17 protein-coding genes are annotated in these 16,590 nt (G+C 67.1%); 6 read left to right on the top strand and 11 right to left on the bottom strand.

The window, feature by feature from the left end:
- The first annotated feature begins 36 nt into the window (after positions 1-36).
- A complete protein-coding gene (locus BLW05_RS20990; protein ID WP_093165502.1) occupies positions 37-2,391 on the top strand; it encodes a helicase C-terminal domain-containing protein in 2,355 nt (784 codons plus the stop codon).
- Here BLW05_RS20990 and BLW05_RS20985 read toward each other — a convergent pair.
- Positions 2,332-3,102 (bottom strand): GDSL-type esterase/lipase family protein, encoded by a 771-nt coding sequence (locus tag BLW05_RS20985; protein ID WP_177142752.1) that lies wholly within the window; start codon positions 3,100-3,102, stop codon positions 2,332-2,334. The two genes, BLW05_RS20990 and BLW05_RS20985, sit on opposite strands and share 60 nt — an antisense overlap.
- Before the next feature lie 188 nt (positions 3,103-3,290).
- Here BLW05_RS20985 and BLW05_RS20980 point away from each other — a divergent pair, with 188 nt between their 5' ends.
- Complete coding sequence (locus BLW05_RS20980; RefSeq protein ID WP_093165500.1) at positions 3,291-3,602, top strand: plasmid stabilization protein; 312 nt, start codon at positions 3,291-3,293, stop codon at positions 3,600-3,602.
- 10 nt (positions 3,603-3,612) lie between these two features.
- Here the strand turns inward: BLW05_RS20980 and BLW05_RS20975 are convergent, their stop codons facing one another.
- From BLW05_RS20975 to BLW05_RS20965, 3 genes are all read right to left on the bottom strand, one after another.
- The gene (locus tag BLW05_RS20975) at positions 3,613-3,804 is read right to left on the bottom strand and encodes a hypothetical protein (RefSeq protein ID WP_093165499.1); all 192 of its coding nucleotides are present in this window, start codon (positions 3,802-3,804) and stop codon (positions 3,613-3,615) included.
- 61 nt (positions 3,805-3,865) lie between these two features.
- A complete protein-coding gene (locus tag BLW05_RS20970) occupies positions 3,866-4,777 on the bottom strand; it encodes a c-type cytochrome (protein ID WP_093165498.1) in 912 nt (303 codons plus the stop codon).
- Positions 4,774-5,730, bottom strand: a complete 957-nt coding sequence (locus BLW05_RS20965; protein WP_093165497.1) for a VOC family protein — start codon at positions 5,728-5,730, stop codon at positions 4,774-4,776. The genes BLW05_RS20970 and BLW05_RS20965 overlap by 4 nt, the downstream gene beginning before the upstream one ends.
- 97 nt (positions 5,731-5,827) lie before the next feature.
- Here BLW05_RS20965 and BLW05_RS20960 point away from each other — a divergent pair, with 97 nt between their 5' ends.
- Complete coding sequence (locus BLW05_RS20960) at positions 5,828-6,520, top strand: TetR/AcrR family transcriptional regulator (protein ID WP_177142751.1); 693 nt, start codon at positions 5,828-5,830, stop codon at positions 6,518-6,520.
- Here the strand turns inward: BLW05_RS20960 and BLW05_RS20955 are convergent.
- The 4 genes from BLW05_RS20955 to infA all read right to left on the bottom strand — a co-directional run bounded on the left by BLW05_RS20955 (position 6,517) and on the right by infA (position 8,824).
- Positions 6,517-6,846, bottom strand: a complete 330-nt coding sequence (locus tag BLW05_RS20955) for a hypothetical protein (RefSeq protein ID WP_093165495.1) — start codon at positions 6,844-6,846, stop codon at positions 6,517-6,519. The two genes, BLW05_RS20960 and BLW05_RS20955, sit on opposite strands and share 4 nt — an antisense overlap.
- A gap of 96 nt (positions 6,847-6,942) precedes the next feature.
- Complete coding sequence (locus BLW05_RS36000) at positions 6,943-7,113, bottom strand: hypothetical protein (protein WP_177142750.1); 171 nt, start codon at positions 7,111-7,113, stop codon at positions 6,943-6,945.
- Between the two features lie 36 nt (positions 7,114-7,149).
- The gene (gene dbpA, locus BLW05_RS20950; protein WP_093165494.1) at positions 7,150-8,547 is read right to left on the bottom strand and encodes an ATP-dependent RNA helicase DbpA; all 1,398 of its coding nucleotides are present in this window, start codon (positions 8,545-8,547) and stop codon (positions 7,150-7,152) included.
- Between the two features lie 7 nt (positions 8,548-8,554).
- A complete protein-coding gene (gene infA / locus BLW05_RS20945; protein WP_093165493.1) occupies positions 8,555-8,824 on the bottom strand; it encodes a translation initiation factor IF-1 in 270 nt (89 codons plus the stop codon).
- A 376-nt stretch (positions 8,825-9,200) separates the two neighbouring features.
- Between infA and BLW05_RS20940 the strand changes: the two genes are divergently transcribed.
- Together BLW05_RS20940 and BLW05_RS20935 are read left to right on the top strand one after the other, a co-directional pair.
- Positions 9,201-10,163 carry a DMT family transporter gene (locus BLW05_RS20940; RefSeq protein ID WP_093165492.1) on the top strand — a complete coding sequence of 321 codons (963 nt, stop codon included), beginning with the start codon at positions 9,201-9,203 and terminating at the stop codon, positions 10,161-10,163.
- 84 nt (positions 10,164-10,247) lie between these two features.
- A complete protein-coding gene (locus tag BLW05_RS20935; protein WP_093165491.1) occupies positions 10,248-11,330 on the top strand; it encodes a S1C family serine protease in 1,083 nt (360 codons plus the stop codon).
- Positions 11,331-11,340: 10 nt separating this feature from the next.
- On the opposite strand, the gene BLW05_RS20930 is transcribed toward BLW05_RS20935, so the two are convergent.
- The gene (locus BLW05_RS20930) at positions 11,341-12,396 is read right to left on the bottom strand and encodes a sugar phosphate isomerase/epimerase family protein (protein WP_093165490.1); all 1,056 of its coding nucleotides are present in this window, start codon (positions 12,394-12,396) and stop codon (positions 11,341-11,343) included.
- A gap of 164 nt (positions 12,397-12,560) precedes the next feature.
- Here BLW05_RS20930 and BLW05_RS20925 point away from each other — a divergent pair, with 164 nt between their 5' ends.
- On the top strand, positions 12,561-13,442 hold the full coding sequence (locus tag BLW05_RS20925) for a gamma-glutamyl-gamma-aminobutyrate hydrolase family protein (RefSeq protein ID WP_093165489.1): 882 nt from the start codon (positions 12,561-12,563) through the stop codon (positions 13,440-13,442).
- Positions 13,443-13,452: 10 nt separating this feature from the next.
- Here the strand turns inward: BLW05_RS20925 and BLW05_RS35995 are convergent, their stop codons facing one another.
- Both BLW05_RS35995 and BLW05_RS20920 read right to left on the bottom strand, forming a co-directional pair.
- Entirely contained in the window at positions 13,453-13,620 is a 168-nt protein-coding gene (locus tag BLW05_RS35995; protein ID WP_177142749.1) for a hypothetical protein, read from the bottom strand.
- 17 nt (positions 13,621-13,637) lie between these two features.
- A complete protein-coding gene (locus tag BLW05_RS20920) occupies positions 13,638-16,553 on the bottom strand; it encodes a DNA topoisomerase III (RefSeq protein ID WP_093165488.1) in 2,916 nt (971 codons plus the stop codon).
- Between the last annotated feature and the right edge of the window lie 37 nt (positions 16,554-16,590).

Genomic DNA, 16,590 nt, shown 5'->3' with positions numbered 1-16,590 from the left:
GGGGCGTAAGCTCGCGCTGTATATTCATCCAGCGCGATGCTCCCCTCTTCCCCTGAATCACCCTCCACCGCCGAAGGTCCGGCCACGGCGCTCACCGTTTCGGTGAAGACGCTGTGCGCCTTCGCCGCGAAGGCGGGCGACCTCGACCTGCGCTTCGTGCCGGTTCCGAGCGCGCAGGAAGGCCAGGGCGGGCACCGCCTGGTGCAGAACCGCCGGGGTCCCGCCTATGAAAGCGAAGTCATCCTTGCCGCGGCGTTCGATCGCCTGACCGTGCGCGGCCGCGCGGACGGCTACGACCCGCATCGCCGCCGCGTCGAGGAGATCAAGACCTTCCGCGGGGAGTTCGCGGCCATCAAGTCCAACCACCGCGCGCTGCACTGGGCGCAGGCGAAGACCTATGCGTGGATGCTGTGCGAACGCGACCAGCTCCAGCGGATGGGCGTCGCCCTGGTCTATCTGGACCTCGACAGCGAGGAAGAAACGGTGCTCGAAGAGACCTGCACGCGCGACGAACTGCGCGCGCATTTCGAGACCCTGTGCGGCCGCTTTCTGGCCTGGGCCGAGCAGGAGGCAAAGCATCGAACGGACATCGACCACGCGCTCGGAGCGCTTGCCTTCCCCCACGGCGACTTCCGCCCCGGCCAGCGCGATCTCGCCGAAGCGGTGTACCGCGCCGCCGCGTCGGACCGCTGCCTGCTGGCGCAGGCGCCGACCGGCATCGGCAAGACGGTGGCGACGCTCTTTCCACTGCTCAAGGCGAGGCCCGCGCAGAAGCTCGACAAGGTCTTCTTCCTCACCGCGAAGACTTCGGGCCGCGGGGTGGCGCTCGAAGCGCTGCGCGCGCTCGACCGCGAACGCGCGCCGCTGCGCGTGCTCGAGCTCGCCGCCCGCGAGAAGGCCTGCGAGCATCCCGGGCGCGCATGCAACGGCGAGGCCTGCCCGCTGGCGCGCGGCTTCTACGACCGCCTGCCGGCTGCGCGCGGCGAGGCGGTGCAAGCCGGCTGGCTCGACCGCATCGAACTGCGCCGCATCGCGCTGCAGCACGAGGTCTGCCCCTACTACCTCGCGCAGGAGCTGGTCCGCTGGAGCGACGTGATCGTCGGCGACTACAACTACTACTTCGACGGCAGCGCCTTCCTGTATGCGCTGACGAAAGAGGAAGACTGGCGCGTCGCCCTTCTCGTCGACGAGGCGCACAACCTGCTCGACCGTGCGCGCGGCATGTATTCGGCGGAGCTCGCATCGACCGCGATCGACGGCGTGATGGAGAAGGCCCCCGTGCCGATCCGCAAGGCGCTGCGCAATCTCGACCGCGAATGGCGGCTGCTGCAGCGCGAGCAGGTCGCCGCCTACGAGGCGCGCGATGAAATCCCCGAGGCGTTTGCGCGCGCGCTGCTCGACGCGGTCGCGGTGATGGCCGAGCATTTCACCGCGCATCCCGACGAGCCGCTCGGCCCGCTCCAGCAGTGCTTCTTCGATGTGCTGCGGTTCGCCCGGCTGGTCGATTCCTTCGCGCGGCACTCGGTCTTCGAATGCACGCTGGGCCCGGACGGCGCACGCGTGCTCGTCATCCGCAACCTCGTTCCGGCGCCATTTCTTGCCGGCCGCTTCGGCGCCTGTGCGTCGGCCACCTGCTTCTCGGGCACGCTGGCGCCCTTCTCGTTCTACCGCGACACGCTGGGGCTGCCCGACGACACCGCGACGCTCGACGTGGACTCGCCCTTTCGCAGCGAGCAGCTCACGGTGCGCGTCGCCATGGATGTGTCGACGCGCTTTCGCGATCGGCCACGCTCGCTCGCAACCCTGGTGGACATCATTGCGGAGCAGTTCGCGCAACGCCCCGGCAACTACCTGGCTTTCTTCAGCAGCTTCGACTACCTCGCGGATGCATCGGCCGCCTTCGCCGACCGGCATCCCGACGTGCCGACCTGGGCGCAGTCGCGCGGCATGCGCGAGGCCGACCGGGACGCCTTTCTCGCGCGCTTCGTGCCGGGCGGCCAGGGCATCGGCTTCGCGGTGCTCGGCGGCGCGTTCGGCGAAGGGATCGACCTGCCGGGCGATCGCCTCGTCGGCGCTTTCGTCGCGAGCCTCGGCCTGCCGCAGCACAACGAGCCCAACGAGGTCATGCGCGAGCGCATGGACGCGCTCTTCGGCGACGGCTACGAATACACCTACGTCTACCCCGGGCTGCAGAAGGTGGTGCAGGCGGCCGGCCGCGTCATCCGCACCGAGACGGACGCGGGCGTGCTCTACCTGCTCGACGACCGCTTCGCGCGACAGGAAATCCGCGCGCTGCTGCCGGCGTGGTGGCGCGTGCAGCCGATGTTCGCGTCAGAAGTCGGCGCCGCGCCGCGCGGCGGTCCGCCCGATCTTGCGCAGCTTGGCCGATAGCTGGACCTGCGTTTCGAGCTCGCGCTGCCACAGCTCGTAGCCCGCGTCGCTCGGATGCAGGCCGTCCCTCGAGTGCATGCGGCGGGAATGGCGCGCGAAGGGATCGTCCTCGCGCTCCTGGTACAGCGAAACGCAGAGCGCGCCGTTGGCACGCGCGACTTCCGAGACGATCGCATTCAGCCGCCGCGAGCGCCAGGCCATCCACCAGTCCCATGGCGGCAGGAACGGCCGCGCGTTGCCGAGGTTGCCCGGCGGCATGAACACCACCAGGCCGGCCCGCACGCGGGCCCGCTGCGCGACCCGCTCCACGGTGTGGCGCAGACCGGCCAGGCGCGTCATGCGGATCACGTCGTTGCCGCCGCCGAGGACCAGCACCGCATCGAAAGGCTCTTCGCCATCGAGCTGCGCCAGGAAGTCCTCGAAGCGTGCACCGGGCTGCGCGTGGTTGACCACGGTGAGCGACGGATTCGCGCGCGACAGAAGCCCCGGGAGGCTGAATTGCGGATCGCTCGCGCCGGCGCCGCTGCCGGTGCTGTCGCCGATCACCAGCAGCCTCGAGCCTTCGGCCCCGGCGACCTGGTCGTAGGAATGGCCGCGGCCCGCCAGCTTCGTCGACCGTGCGAGCCGCAGGACGGCATAGCCTGCCGTCCCCGCAGCCAGCCCGACCAGCAGGGACAGGCCTGTCAATACGGCGATGTTTGCGCGTTTCACGCTGGCTCCTTGGTTTTCGTCTCCAAGCGTAACGGTAGCCGGATCGCGCGCATGTAGGAACCGGCCGAACGGCCAGCCGTGGCGCAGTCGTGCAAGCGCTTGCTGACGTGGGCCGGCCTGAACCTCCTACCCGCATCGCGTGCGCCGGGCCAACGATTGAGAACCTCATCCACTGAAGGAGCCGCACCATGCCAAGAGGTGACAAATCGTCGTACACCAACAAGCAGAAGCGTCAGGCCGAGCACATCGAAAAGGGCTACGAGCACCGTGGCGTCGCGAAGGGCGAGGCCGAACGCCGCGCCTGGGCGACGGTCAACGCCGAAACCGGCGGCGGCAAGAAGAGCGGTTCGGGCCGCGGCAAGGCCGAGAACCACGCGCCCGCCCACAAGGGCGGCCGGCTGGGCGGCGCGGCCTCCGCATCGCGCAGTGCCGCCGAGCGGTCCGCCTCGGCGAAGAAGGCCGCCGCCACCCGCAAGCGCAACGCCGAGCACCGCGGCTGAGCGAGCCCGCTCAGGCGGAGTCGACGCTCGCGTCCCGGCGCTTGATGACTTCGCTGAGCTGCAGCTCGATGCGAAACAGCCGTTCGTTGAGGATGGCGGTCTGAAGCCGCAGCGCCTCGATGATCGCGCGGGTCTGCGGATCGGCGGCGTTGGTCGACAGCTCCTGCAGTTCGTGCAGCTTGTTGCGCAGCTCGTTGCTCATGGCGGGACTCCGTGGGGTAATGGGGTCGATCGTAGAGCCGTGGATCGATTGAGCAAGGCCCTCAGCCGTGGGGCGCCGGCTGCAAGGTCTTCAGATAGAGAAACAGCGCCCGCACATCGGTATCGCTCATCTCGCGCAACGAACCGAAGGGCATCACCTTCACCGCCGTGCCGTCCGGCCGGTTGCCGGTCTTGAAGAGCTTCGCGAAGGCTTCCGCGTCAGGGTAGCGGGTCATCGCGGTGCCTTCGCCCGGTGTGAGATTCGCCGCGGGCGGCCAGTCGGGCGGACCGCCGGGGATCTTGCCGCCGTTGAGCTTCGCGCCATGGCAGCCCAGGCACATGTTGGCGACATAGGCTCCGTGCGTGGTGGTTACGCCGTCGGGCACGGGTGGCTCGGGTGGGCGCGTGTGGTCGATCTTCGCGGCCGCATCGCGAATCACGCCGAAGCCATACAGCACCCGCACCGGCAGCGGCAGCTCGACCACCGGCCCACCGCCGTTGGCCGGCGCGATCTGGCGCAGGTAGGCGACGAGCGAGGCGAGGTCGTCGTCGGTGAAGCGGTTGTAGTCCTCGCTCGGCATGACCATCAGGGCGCGCCCCTTCGGATTGACACCGTGGCGGATCGTGCGCTCCCAGTCCGCGGGCGTGTACCCGGCGACGACGCTGCCCGGCCCGGGGCTGATGTTCGGGCCCGCGATGCGCAGGCCCTTGCCGTCGTCGACGAACACCGCGCCGCCGCCCTTCGCACCGTGGCAGTCGACGCAGCCTCGCGAGGCGAACAGGTAGCGCCCGCGCTCGATGGCCGCGGCGTCATCGCGGAAGGGAACGCCCTTCACCGCGACGTCGACGTGGCGCTGCATCCTGGCGCGGCCGATCTGGTCGCCGGCGAATATCGCGACGGCCGCCAATGCGATCAGTGCAACGAATGTGACCGCGATGCGCCTGAGCCAGCGGCGGCCCTTCGCGGCGCTCATGCCAGCTCCTTCGCCTGGCGAGTGGCGCCCGACATCTTCTGCGCGATCAACCCGGCAGCCATCTTCAGCTGCAGGCGCAGCCGGGGCTTGTGGCCCCAGGTGCTGGTGATCTCGGTGTGATGCGTTTGCCAGCCTTCGGGATGGATCGTCTGCGTGCCGGCGCCGATCTCGAAGTCGAACCCCGATGGCGTCTCGCCATAGAACGAGAAGGTGCTGTCCGGCGCGGGATGCTGGCCCAGTTCCAGGCTCAGCGGCACCTTGTGAAGGCGCGCGCGCTCGAAGGCAAGCCCGATGTCGCACAGGCGCTCGGCCTGCAGCATGAAGTGATGCATGCGCTTGCGCAGTGGCATGTCGAAGAGCGCCAGCGAATGGTGGCGCTGGTTGCAGTGCAGGAACACGCCGCGGATGTCCATGGGCCCAACCCGCGTCGCCAGGCGCTCGGTCACGCCGAAACCGAGTACCTCGACATAGAACGCCTCCATGCGCTCGATGTCATGGGACACGAGCACCGCATGGCCCAGGCCCAGATCGCCGGTCCGGAAGCCCTCGGGAAAGGCCGCGGAGCTGAATGGTGCGGCGGACCGCTCGGGCCCCGTGAACAGTTCGACCGCGTTGCCGCATGGATCGACGCAGCGATGCAGCCGCTGCACGCGGCGCGCGTGGCAAAGCGCCGCGTCGCCTGCTTCGACGGCGCAGCCAGCCACGTGAAGGCGGTTCAAGATGCGGTCGAGCGCCTCGTTGCTGCCGCATTGCAGGCCGATCGCCGCCAGGTCGTCGGCGGGGCCTTCGCGCACGATCAGGCGCTGGCTGGCTTCGTCGAGCTGCCACCCGGTGCTCCCGTCCGTGTTGGCGACCGGCGCCGGGAGACCCAGCATGTGTTCGCAGAAGGCCGCCCACCGGTCGGGGCGGCGCACGTCGAAGACCAGATAGCCGAGGCGGAGATCGGGAGGCATGGCAAACTCCTATTTAAATGGGTGGTTCGTTCAAAATTGGATGTAGCGTGCAAAAATGGATGATCGCGTGAATTTTGGTGCCGGGTCAATAGCACCTTTGCCAGAGGCCCTGGCCGAAAGTGTGTGGCGCGCCCGGCCCGGCCTGCTCAAGCGCGAGCGCACGCGGGTGCAGCTGGTGCAGGCAGCGATCCGGGTCTTCGGTTCGCGCGGCTATGTCGATGCGACGATCCAGGAAATCGCCGCGGTTGCGGGCGTCACGACCGGTACGGTCTACAACCACTTCAAGACGAAGGAAGACGTCGCCCGCGGTGTCGCGACGCTGCTGGCCGACACGCTGTGCCGGCGCATCACCGAGAGCCAGCAAGGCGTGGCCGAAGGCGCGCAGCGCATGGCGATCGGCATCCAGCGCTACATCTGGCTCGCCGAGCAAAGCCCGCAGTGGGCGCTGATGCTGATGGAGGTTTCAGTCGCGGCGCCTGAACTGCTGATGCAGATCCGCGATTACGTGCTGGCCGATCTGCGGCTGGGCGTGAAGCAGAAGGCGTTCCGCGTGCCGAGCGAGGCGGCTGCAATGGACATGATCAACGGCTCGGTGCAGCAGGCGATGCGCAGCGTGGCGTTCGGCCGCGCACCTGAAAAGCACGGGCGCGAGGTGGCGAGCTGCCTCCTGCGTGGATTGGGCATGGAATGGGCGGCCGCGAAGCAGGTGGCTTTCCGGCCGCTGCCGGTCTTTCCGCCAATGGAAGAGGCGGCGGCGCCTGCTGCGAAAAAGACGGCGCGCAGGGCCTAGTCAGGAGCGTGCGTCGGGTCGTCGAACGACGGATCGCCCCAGCCCAGGAGTTCGGCGAGGCGTCGCGTGACCCATTGCGCCTCGGCGGGGGAAAAGCTGGATCCGGTCGCGGCGAGGCCTGCATGGATCTTCCCGAGGATTTCAACCTCGGACGGAACCTCGACGTGGTGCAGCGTCAGCGCCTGCTGGACGAGATGGTTCGCGAGGTCTTCGCAGACCTCGTAACGCTCACGCACCACGGCGATGGGCTCGTACAGGCGCTGACGCCGGTCGGTGAAGAGCGCGAAGAACGAGGGCGGAATCTCGATCTGGTAGTCGTCGGACATGTGCGGCGGGAGCTCCAATGAAAAACGCGCCCGGAAGGCGCGTTCTGCGGTGTTCAGCGAGCCGGAGCACACATGCGCGCCGGACCGGTGAAGCGATCAGCCGCCCTTCTTGGCGCGCTTGCCGGGGTTCTTCTTGCTGCGGGTCGCGGTGCCACGCTCAAGGCTCACCTTCTGGCCGCCACCCATCTTGGGCAGGCTGTAACCGGGCATGGGAACGGGCTTGGGGGACGCCTTGCGGTCGGCTTCGGTGCGGATTTTGCTGGACATGGAAAGCTCTGGTTGATGAGAAAGCGAAAAGCGTAATTAGGCCACATCCTCGAGCAGCCGCACTTTGACGGTCTTGCCCTTGACGCGGCCTGCGGACAGCCTGCGCAGGGCCTCGCGGGCGATGCGCCGGTCGACCGCCACGTAGGTGGAGAAATCGTTGACGTTGATCTTGCCGACCTGTTCGCGGGTGAAGCCGGCCTCGCCGGTGAGCGCGCCCAGCACGTCGCCGGCGCGGATCTTCTCCTTGCGACCGCCGGTGATCTGCAGCGTTGCCATCGGCGGCTGCAGGGGCCCGGCACTCCCGGAGGTGAGTTCGGCCAGGGGATGCCATTCGGATTCGCGGCCCTGCAACTGCTCGATCTTCCCGACGCTGCCCATCTCGTCCATGGCGGCGAGGTTCAGCACCAGCCCTTCCGCGTCGCCGCGGCCGGTACGGCCAATGCGGTGGATGTGGACCTCGGGGTCGGGCGTCACGTCGACGTTGATCACCGCTTCGAGCTGCGCGATGTCGAGCCCGCGCGCCGCGACGTCGGTGGCCACCAGCACCGAGCAGCTCCGGTTGGCGAACTGCACGAGCACCTGGTCGCGTTCGCGCTGCTCCAGTTCACCGAACAGCGCCAATGCGCTGAAGCCCTGCGACTGGAGCACCTGCACGAGGTCGCGGCACTGCTGCTTGGTGTTGCAGAAGGCCAGCGTGCTGAGCGGACGGAAATGGTTGAGCAGCAGGCTCACGGCGTGAAGGCGCTCGTCGCCACGCACTTCGTACCAGTGCTGGCGGATCTTGCCTGCCTCGTGCTGCGCCTGCACGGTGATCTGCTGCGGGTTCTTCATGAACTGCGCGGCGAGCCGTTCGATGCCTTCCGGGTACGTGGCCGAGAACAGCAGCGTCTGTCGTTCTGCGGGACATTGCCGGGCGACCTTGGCGATGTCGTCGAAGAAGCCCATGTCGAGCATCCGATCGGCTTCGTCGAGCACGAGCGTGTTGAGTGCTTCGAGATCGAGGCTGCCACGCTCGAGGTGGTCCATGATGCGGCCGGGCGTGCCAACCACGATATGCGCGCCGTGCTCGAGGCTGGCGAGCTGCCCGCGCAGCGCGACGCCGCCGCAGAGCGTGACCACCTTGATGTTTTCCGCGGCTCGGGCAAGGCGGCGGATTTCGGTCGTGACCTGATCGGCGAGTTCACGCGTCGGGCACAGCACCAGGGCCTGGACCGCGAAACGGCGCGGATTGAGATTCGCCAGCAGCGCCAGCCCGAAGGCGGCCGTCTTGCCGCTGCCGGTCTTGGCCTGCGCGATGAGGTCCTTGCCGAGCAGCGCCGACGGCAGACTGGCCGCCTGGATCGGCGTCATCTGCGCGTAGCCGAGCTGCGCCAGATTCGCCAGCGTTTGCGGCGAAAGCGGGAGCTGCGCGAAGTCGGCGGACGGACCGGTCACTGCAAGATCAGCGGCGCTGCGAGTTGTTGCCGCCCGTGGTAGGCGGGGGGCCACGGCGTTCCAGGTGACGGAACGTGATGCGGCCCTTCGTCAGGTCGTAGGGCGAGAGCTCGAGCGAAACCTTGTCGCCGGCCAGGATGCGGATGTGGTGCTTGCGCATCTTGCCGCCGCTGTAGGCGATCAGTTGATGGCCGTTGTCGAGGGTCACGCGGTAGCGGGAATCGGGCAGCACTTCAGTGACTGCGCCGTTCATTTCGATCAGTTCTTCCTTTGGCATGAATTACCTTTGAATGTTTGTCGTAATTGGACAGGAAAACGGTCGGCCGGTTCAAGCGCGGCCCGGCCGGGGCCATGCGCCCACCGAAGCGGACAGCGCGCCATTCGCTTCAACAAGGTACGAAGGCAGTGAGCGACGTGCATCGGCCATCGCTGACGCACCGACCCACGGAGGGAGCCGGCCTGGGCATCCATGGGTCTCGCGGTTTCGAACCGAATGCGGACCCTGCCGGCGATCTGACGAAATGCTTCGTCGCGGTATCGAAACGAACCCGACATTCTACTCGACTGGCATAACTGTTGCTTTTCGGTGCGTCGCCCCCCTGCTTAGTCGTCGTACAACTTTTGTCGAGCCATGGATAATCTGGCCCCGTTGTATGACAAGTTCGCCAGGTAATCGCGCTTTCTTCAGCGACCGCAAGGTCGTTTTTCTTCTTGCATCGCTGTGCTGCCTGCTCTGGGGCAGCGCCTTTCCAGCCATCAAGAACGGCTATGCGCTCTTCCAGATCGCGCCGGGCGACATTCCGTCGCAACTGGTCTTCGCTGGCTATCGCTTCCTCTTCGCCGGACTGGTGTTGCTTGTCGTTGCCGCATTCAGCCGCAGGGCGGTCTTCGGCTTCGACCGCCGTTCGCTCGGCCGGATGACCTTGCTGGGCCTCACGCAGACCAGCCTGCAGTACCTCTTCTTCTACCTGGGACTGGCGCACACCACGGGCGTGAAGAGTTCGATCATGAACGCGACGGGCACCTTCTTCAGCGTGCTGCTGGCGCACTTCATCTATCACAACGACCGTCTCAGCTTCAACAAGGTGCTCGGCTGCGTGGTCGGCTTCGTTGGCGTGATGGTGGTCAATTTCGGCCGGGGCGCGATGCAGTTCGATTTCACGCTGCTGGGCGAAGGCTCCGTCGTGATGGCGGCGCTGGTGTTGTCGGCGGCGAGCATCTACGGCAAGAAGCTCTCTCAGCGCATCGATTCGGTGGTGCTCACCGGCTACCAGCTCGCGATCGGCGGCGCCACGCTGCTGCTGATCGGCTTCGCTCTGGGCGGCACCCTTCGCGAGCCGACGCTCGGCGCGCTGATGCTGCTGGGCTATCTGGTGGTGCTCTCATCCGCGGCGTTCTCGCTGTGGACCACGCTGCTCAAGTACAACCGCGTGAGCATGGTCACGGTCTTCAACTTCATGGTGCCGATCTTCGGGACGCTTCTGTCGGCGCTGTTCCTCGATGAGCGCTTTCTCGAATGGAAGAACGCCCTCGCCCTGCTGCTGGTGTGCGCCGGCATCTGGCTGGTGACCCGCGAAGAGGTGCCGGGTGCGCGGGCCTCGCTCGACCCCCGATAGACGGCCCCGCCGGGAGTCGTTCGGGCTTGCGGGCCGCGCCCCGGCGGCGCACCATGGGGGACCATCGTTCCAAGGAGCGCGGTCATGCGGACGCAAGGATCACTCATTCGATCTTCGCTGGCGTCGGGCCTTGTCCGAGATCGCGTTCGGTGGCTCGGCAGCGTTGCCGCATGCGTGGCCGCGTTGCTCGGCCTCTCGGCAATGGCTGCGACGCCGGCCGAGACCGCGGCGATGAATGCGCAGGTGCGCGCGCTCAAGCGTGCGGGCGACGCGGTCGTGGCGCTCAACGTCACCGCGACGGAAGGCGCGACCTCCGCCGACAGCCTCGGCCAGCGGCGGTCGGGTTCGGGCGTGGTGATCGGGCCGGACGGGTTGATCCTCACCATCGGCTACCTGCTGCTCGAAGCGGAGACCATCGAAGTGCTCACGCAGGATGACCGCGTGCTGCCGGCGCGCCAGGTCGCCTATGACCTCGCGACGGGCTTCGGCCTCGTCCGCCCGCTGGTGCCGCTTCGGGGCATCGAGCCGGTGCCCATGGCCGGTGTCGCGAGTCTGAAGGATGGCGAGCCACTGCTGGTCGCCACCGGGAGCAGCCGCGGCACCGAGGTCGGCTTCACCCGCCTGATCGCGACGCGGCCGTTCTCGGGCTACTGGGAATACCACATCGAAAGCGCGATCTTCACCAGTCCGCCGGTGGCCAATCACAGCGGCGCCGCGCTCTTCAACAGCCGTGGCGACCTGCTCGGCATCGGCAGCCTGTTCGTGCTGGAGGCCGCGGGTCCGGAGCGGACGCTGCCGGGCAACATGTTCGTGCCGGTCGACCTGCTTCGGCCGGTGCTCGCGGAACTGCAGACCAACGGCCGCACGCGCGCGAGCATCCGGCCTTGGCTCGGCGTCTCGTCCTCCGAGCGCGACGGCCATGTGGAGATCGTGCGGGTCGATCGCGCGGGGCCGGCGGTCGAAGCCGGCCTGCACCCCGGCGACGTGGTGCTGGAGATCGACGGCATCGAGGTCACCACCCTCGAGGCCTTCTACAAGCAGCTCTGGAAGCGGCCGGTCGCCGAAGGCGACGTCGAGCTCACGGTGCAGCAGGGTTCGGAGGTGCGCAAGATCAAGGTCCACTCGATCGATCGCATGCAAACCCTGCGCAAGCCCGAAGGGATCTAGACGCTCGCGATCAGGTGAGGCCGAGCATTTGCCTGTTGGCGGCGGTGTTGACGCCGCCGCCCGCGAAGTCGTCGAAGGCGCGGTCGGCGACGCGGATGATGTGATTCGCGATGAACTCGGCGCCTTCGCGCGCGCCGTCCTCGGGGTGCTTCAGACAGCACTCCCATTCGAGGACCGCCCAGCCCGGGAAGTCGTAGGCGGCCATCTTCGAGAAGATCGCGCCGAAGTCCACCTGCCCGTCGCCTAGCGAACGGAAGCGGCCGGCGCGGTCGAGCCACGACTGGAAGCCGCCGTAGACGCCCTGCTTGCCGGTCGGATTGAACTCGGCATCCTTCACGTGAAAGATCTTGATCCGCTCGTGATAGTGGTCGATGTAGTCGAGGTAGTTGAGCTGCTGCAGCACGAAGTGGCTCGGGTCGTACAGCAGGCAGGCGCGCGGATGGTTGCTCACGCGCTCGAGGAACATCTCGTAGGTCACGCCATCGTGCAGGTCCTCGCCGGGGTGGATTTCGTAGCAGACGTCGACGCCGACTTCGTCGAAGCGGTCGAGGATCGGCTTCCAGCGGCGCGCGAGCTCGTCGAAGGCCTCTTCGATCAGGCCCGGCGGACGCGGCGGCCACGAATAGAGATACGGCCATGCGAGCGCGCCCGAGAAGGTCGCATGCGCGGTCAGTCCCAGATGGGCCGAAGCCTGTGCGGCATAGTGAAGTTGTTCGACCGCCCAGCTCTGCCGTTTGACCGGATCGTTGCGCACTTCCGGCGCGGCGAAGCCGTCGAAGCCCGCGTCGTAGGCCGGATGCACTGCGACGAGTTGTCCTTGCAGGTGCGTCGAAAGCTCCGTGATCTCCAGCCCATGGCGAGCCAGCGTGCCCTTCACTTCGTCGCAGTAGGTCTTGCTCTCGGCCGCCCGCTGCAGATCGAAGAGGCGGGCGTCCCAACTCGGAATCTGCACGCCCTTGTAGCCGAGGCCTGCCGCCCAGCCGGCGATCGCGTCGAGGGAGTTGAAGGGCGCGTCATCGCCCGCAAACTGGGCCAGGAAGATGGCCGGCCCCTTGATGGTCTTCATCGTCTGTCTCCTGCGTTGGGCTCGCGATGATGCCATTGCGAGCGCGTTGCGAGCGTCGTCCGACTTCGCATCGCGGTGCTCGCTGCCGTGCATCGGGCGCGGAATCGTTTCAGAATGAACGGGAAGTCAACAGCGTGGCCCAGCCACACGTTTCCCGGAATACGATGGCACAAACCGTATCCGGCCGCCTGAAGATCGGCCTTTCAGCCTGTTTCTCACATGCGGACCCGGCGCGCTCCCTGTTCGCCAACAAGACGCTCCAGTACGTCGAGCAGTCGATCGCGCACTGGCTGATGTCCGCCGGCGCGATGGTGGTGATGGTGCCGTGCCCCACGGGCGAGACCGCGCGCGGCGACACCAAGCTGTCGCACTACGCCGAATGGCTCGACGGCGTGGTGATGCACGGCGGCGCCGATGTCTGGCCCGGCAGCTATGGCGAAGTGCCGCTCAAGGACGCATGGATCGGCGATCGGATCCGAGACCTCTACGACCTCGCGCTGGTGGAGGCCTTCGAGCAGGTCGGCAAACCGATCTTCGGCGTCTGTCGCGGCTTGCAGCTGATCAACGTGGCTTTCGGCGGCACGCTCTATCAGGATATCGAGGCCCAGCACCCCAATGCGCAGCGGCATCGCGACCCCGTGGCGTACGACCAGAACTTCCATGACATCCGCGTCTCGCCGGGGTCGCGGCTGTCGAAGCTCTATCCGGGCATGGAGACGGCGCGCGTCAACAGCATCCACCACCAGGGCGTGAAGGACCTCGCGCCCGGCTTCGAGGTCGATGCGTGGAGCATTCCGGACCGCGTCGCAGAGGCCATCCGGCGCAAACCCGACCGGGGGCGCAGCTACATCGCGGCCACGCAGTGGCACCCCGAGTTCCACAAGTACGGCAGCACCGAGACGCTCGACGACACGGCCATCCTCGAGGATTTCCTGTGGGCATGCGCGACCGCCAAGGTCAACCAGCACAATCCGCTGCGCTCGGCGCCGGGACGGATCCGCAACCGCGCCGCGCGCTTGCTGCGGCAGGCGCTGCTGATGCGCTGAGCGCGCCCGCTCAGCGGCTCTGGTTGCGGGAGCCGCTGACGCCCGCGTCGATCTCGCCGAAGACGGTGATGCCGCTTCCGCCCGAAGACGCGGCGCTGCCGCTCGCCGAGCCTTGCGATGCGCAGCCCGCGAGCAGGCACATGCAGAACGCGAGCAGTGCGGTGACGGAGGGCTTCATTCGAACAACTCCTTGGATCAGCTCAGATGCTTGCCGACGATGCCGGCGAGCTCGAACATCGTGACCTGGTCCTTGCCGAACACCGGCTTCAGCTTCGCGTCGGCATTGATCGCGCGCTTGTTGGCGGCATCCTGCAGGCCGTTGGCCTTGATGTAGTCCCACAGCTTCTTGATGACTTCGGTGCGCGGCACGGGTTCCGCGCCGATCACCGCAGCCAGCGCATCGCTTGGCTTCAGGCCGGCCGCGGGCTTGCGCGGCACCTTGGGTGTCGCCGCCTTCTTCGCTGCCGCCTTCTTGGCGGGTGCGGCCTTTTTCGCGGCCGCGGGCGCTGCCTTCGCGAAGGTCTTGCGCGGCGGGAACTTGCTTTCCCTCGGCTCGAACTCGAAGGTCACCTTGCCTTCGTCCTTGTTCCAGGCCAGGAAGGCCTTGAACGCGCGACGCGTGCGCATCGAGACGAACTTGTCGAGCAGGTCCGTCTTTCCGGTGGCGAGCAGCTTCTCGACCTGGGCGCGGTCCACCGGCTGCTGCAGGATGATCTTGCCGGTCTTGAAGTCGCAGCTCGGCGTGGGCTGGTCGCTGGTCGGCACGGACTTCTCGCACACGTAGTTGCTGCCGTACTCGAAGACGCGCGCGCCGCACTTCGGGCACGGCCCGAGCGACTCCTGGCCCGCGAAGTCGACGATCTCGCCCGTCTCGGCATTCTTGTCGTCCCCGAAGTCGAACTCGAGCTTCCAGTTCTTCGCCTCGTCGTCGTAGCGCAGCACGATCTCCGAAGTGAAGGGCCAGCCCGCCTTGGAGCGGAAGCCCTCCAGCGGGCCGATGTGCTTGTCGCGCAGCAACTGCTCGGCCTCCGCGAACTCGAAGGTGCGGCCCGCCGGCGACTTGCCGAACGAGAAGCCGCAGGGCTCCTGCCCGGCCTTGCCGGTGCACGAGTAGCGGCGGTAGTTTTCCTTCACCACGCCGCCGCAGTTCGGGCAAGGCGTCTGCAGCGTCACGTAGTCGCCCGGCACGGTGTCGCGGTCGTATTCCTTCGCCTTCTTGACGATGTGCTCCGTCATCTCGGCGATCTCGCGCATGAAGGCTTCGCGGCTGAGCTTGCCGTGCTCCATCTGCGCGAGCTTGTATTCCCACTCGCCGGTGAGTTCGGCCTTGGAGAGCTCTTCCACGCCGAGGCCGCGCAGCAGCGTCATGAGCTGGAAGGCCTTGGCGGTGGGAATCAGCTCGCGCCCCTCGCGGTGGATGTACTTCTCGGTCAGCAGGCCTTCGATGATGGCCGCGCGCGTGGCCGGCGTGCCGAGGCCCTTCTCGGTCATCGCGGCGCGCAGCTCGTCGTCATCGATGGTCTTGCCGGCGCCTTCCATCGCGCCGAGCAGCGTGGCTTCTGAATAGCGCGCCGGCGGGCGGGTCTTGAGGCCCTTGATCTCGGAGGACTGCACCTTCACCATCTCGCCGGGTTTCACCGGCACCAGACGCTTGCCGTCCTTGTCGTCTTCTTTCTCGTCGTCCTGGGCTTCCTTGCCGTAGATGGCGAGCCAGCCCGGTTTCACCAGCACCTTGCCGTCGGTGCGGAACGGATACTTCTTGCCAGCATGTTCCACGGTGCTGATGCGCGTGGTCACCTGGTATTCGGCGCTCGGGAAGAACACCGACAGGAAGCGCCGCACCACGAAGTCGTAGAGCTTCTGCTCGGCCTCGGAAAGGCCGCTGGGCGCCTGCAACGTCGGAATGATCGCAAAGTGGTCGCTGATCTTGGCGTTGTCGAAGATGCGCTTGGACGGCTTCACATAGTTGCCGTCGATGGCCTGCTGCGCGAACGGCGCGAGGTGCCGCATGCCGCTGTTGGCGAGCATGCCCATGGTCTGCTTGACCACCGGCAGGTAGTCCTCGGGCAGCGCGCGCGAATCGGTCCGCGGATAGGTCAGCGCCTTGTGGCGCTCGTAGAGGCTCTGCGCCAGCGCCAGCGTGGTCTTCGCGCTGAAGCCGAACCGGCTGTTGGCCTCGCGCTGCAGCGAAGTGAGGTCGAACAGCAGCGGCGACGCCTGCGTGGTGGGCTTGCTCTCTTCGGTGACGCTTGCGACCTTGCCGCGTGCGGCTTCGGCGACTTCAAGCGCTTCGCGTTCGCTCCAGACGCGGTCGGCGCGCTGCTCGGGGTCGGGTGTGCCGTCCGGGCCGGGCGGCGGCTTCTTCCAGTCCGGGTTGAACCACTTGCCGGGATATTCGCCGGCTTCGGCGAGGAAGGTGCCGTGTACTTCCCAATAGTCGCGGCTCACGAACTTGCGGATCTTTTCCTCGCGTTCGACCACCACCGAGAGCGTGGGCGTCTGCACGCGGCCCACGGTGGTCAGGAAGAACCCGCCATCGCGCGAGTTGAAAGCCGTCATCGCGCGCGTGCCGTTGATGCCGACCAGCCAGTCCGCTTCCGAGCGCGAGCGCGCCGCATCGGCCAGGCCCTTCATCTGCTGGTCGCTGCGCAACTGGTCGAAGCCGTCGCGGATCGCCTGCGGCGTCATCGACTGCAGCCACAGCCGCTTGACCGGCTTGCCCAGCGACGACTTGCCGCCGGCGTATTGCTCGATGAGCCGGAAGATCAGCTCCCCTTCGCGGCCCGCGTCGCAGGCGTTGACGAGCTCGGTCACGTCCTTGCGCTTGGCCTGCCTGACCACCGCGGCCAGGCGCGTCTTGGTCTTGTCGACCGGCTTCAGGTCGAAGCGCGGCGGGATCACCGGCAGGTTGGCGAAGCTCCACTTGCCCCGTTTCACGTCGAACTCTTCCGGCGCCTGGATTTCCACCAGGTGGCCCACGGCGCTCGTGACGACGTATTTCTCGTTCTCGAAATGCTCTTCGTGCTTGTCGAACTTGCCGGCTACCGGCGTGAGCGCCCGCACGATGTCCTGGGCCACCGATGGCTTCTCTGCAATCACCAAAGTCTTCATTGACTCGTCATCCTTACAATCTGGCGCTTCTCGCGTG

This window comes from Variovorax sp. YR216, from assembly GCF_900107745.1.
Classification (GTDB): domain Bacteria; phylum Pseudomonadota; class Gammaproteobacteria; order Burkholderiales; family Burkholderiaceae_C; genus Variovorax.
Note: the sequence above shows the minus strand (reverse complement) of the source record. Positions and strands in the feature narration are given on the sequence as shown.

Excerpts from the sequence above, each read along its gene's own strand:
- BLW05_RS20955 (WP_093165495.1), bottom strand. The coding sequence starts at position 6,846 with ATGTCCGACGACTACCAGATCGAGATTCCGCCCTCGTTCTTCGCGCTC.
- BLW05_RS20975 (WP_093165499.1), bottom strand. The coding sequence starts at position 3,804 with ATGAGCAACGAGCTGCGCAACAAGCTGCACGAACTGCAGGAGCTGTCG.
- BLW05_RS35995 (WP_177142749.1), bottom strand. The coding sequence starts at position 13,620 with ATGAAGCCCTCCGTCACCGCACTGCTCGCGTTCTGCATGTGCCTGCTC.
- BLW05_RS20935 (WP_093165491.1), top strand. The coding sequence starts at position 10,248 with ATGCGGACGCAAGGATCACTCATTCGATCTTCGCTGGCGTCGGGCCTT.
- BLW05_RS20930 (WP_093165490.1), bottom strand. The coding sequence starts at position 12,396 with ATGAAGACCATCAAGGGGCCGGCCATCTTCCTGGCCCAGTTTGCGGGC.
- BLW05_RS20920 (WP_093165488.1), bottom strand. The coding sequence starts at position 16,553 with ATGAAGACTTTGGTGATTGCAGAGAAGCCATCGGTGGCCCAGGACATC.
- BLW05_RS20940 (WP_093165492.1), top strand. The coding sequence starts at position 9,201 with ATGACAAGTTCGCCAGGTAATCGCGCTTTCTTCAGCGACCGCAAGGTC.
- BLW05_RS20925 (WP_093165489.1), top strand. The coding sequence starts at position 12,561 with ATGGCACAAACCGTATCCGGCCGCCTGAAGATCGGCCTTTCAGCCTGT.
- BLW05_RS20980 (WP_093165500.1), top strand. The coding sequence starts at position 3,291 with ATGCCAAGAGGTGACAAATCGTCGTACACCAACAAGCAGAAGCGTCAG.
- BLW05_RS20965 (WP_093165497.1), bottom strand. The coding sequence starts at position 5,730 with ATGCCTCCCGATCTCCGCCTCGGCTATCTGGTCTTCGACGTGCGCCGC.
- BLW05_RS20990 (WP_093165502.1), top strand. The coding sequence starts at position 37 with ATGCTCCCCTCTTCCCCTGAATCACCCTCCACCGCCGAAGGTCCGGCC.
- infA (WP_093165493.1), bottom strand. The coding sequence starts at position 8,824 with ATGCCAAAGGAAGAACTGATCGAAATGAACGGCGCAGTCACTGAAGTG.
- BLW05_RS20970 (WP_093165498.1), bottom strand. The coding sequence starts at position 4,777 with ATGAGCGCCGCGAAGGGCCGCCGCTGGCTCAGGCGCATCGCGGTCACA.
- BLW05_RS36000 (WP_177142750.1), bottom strand. The coding sequence starts at position 7,113 with ATGTCCAGCAAAATCCGCACCGAAGCCGACCGCAAGGCGTCCCCCAAG.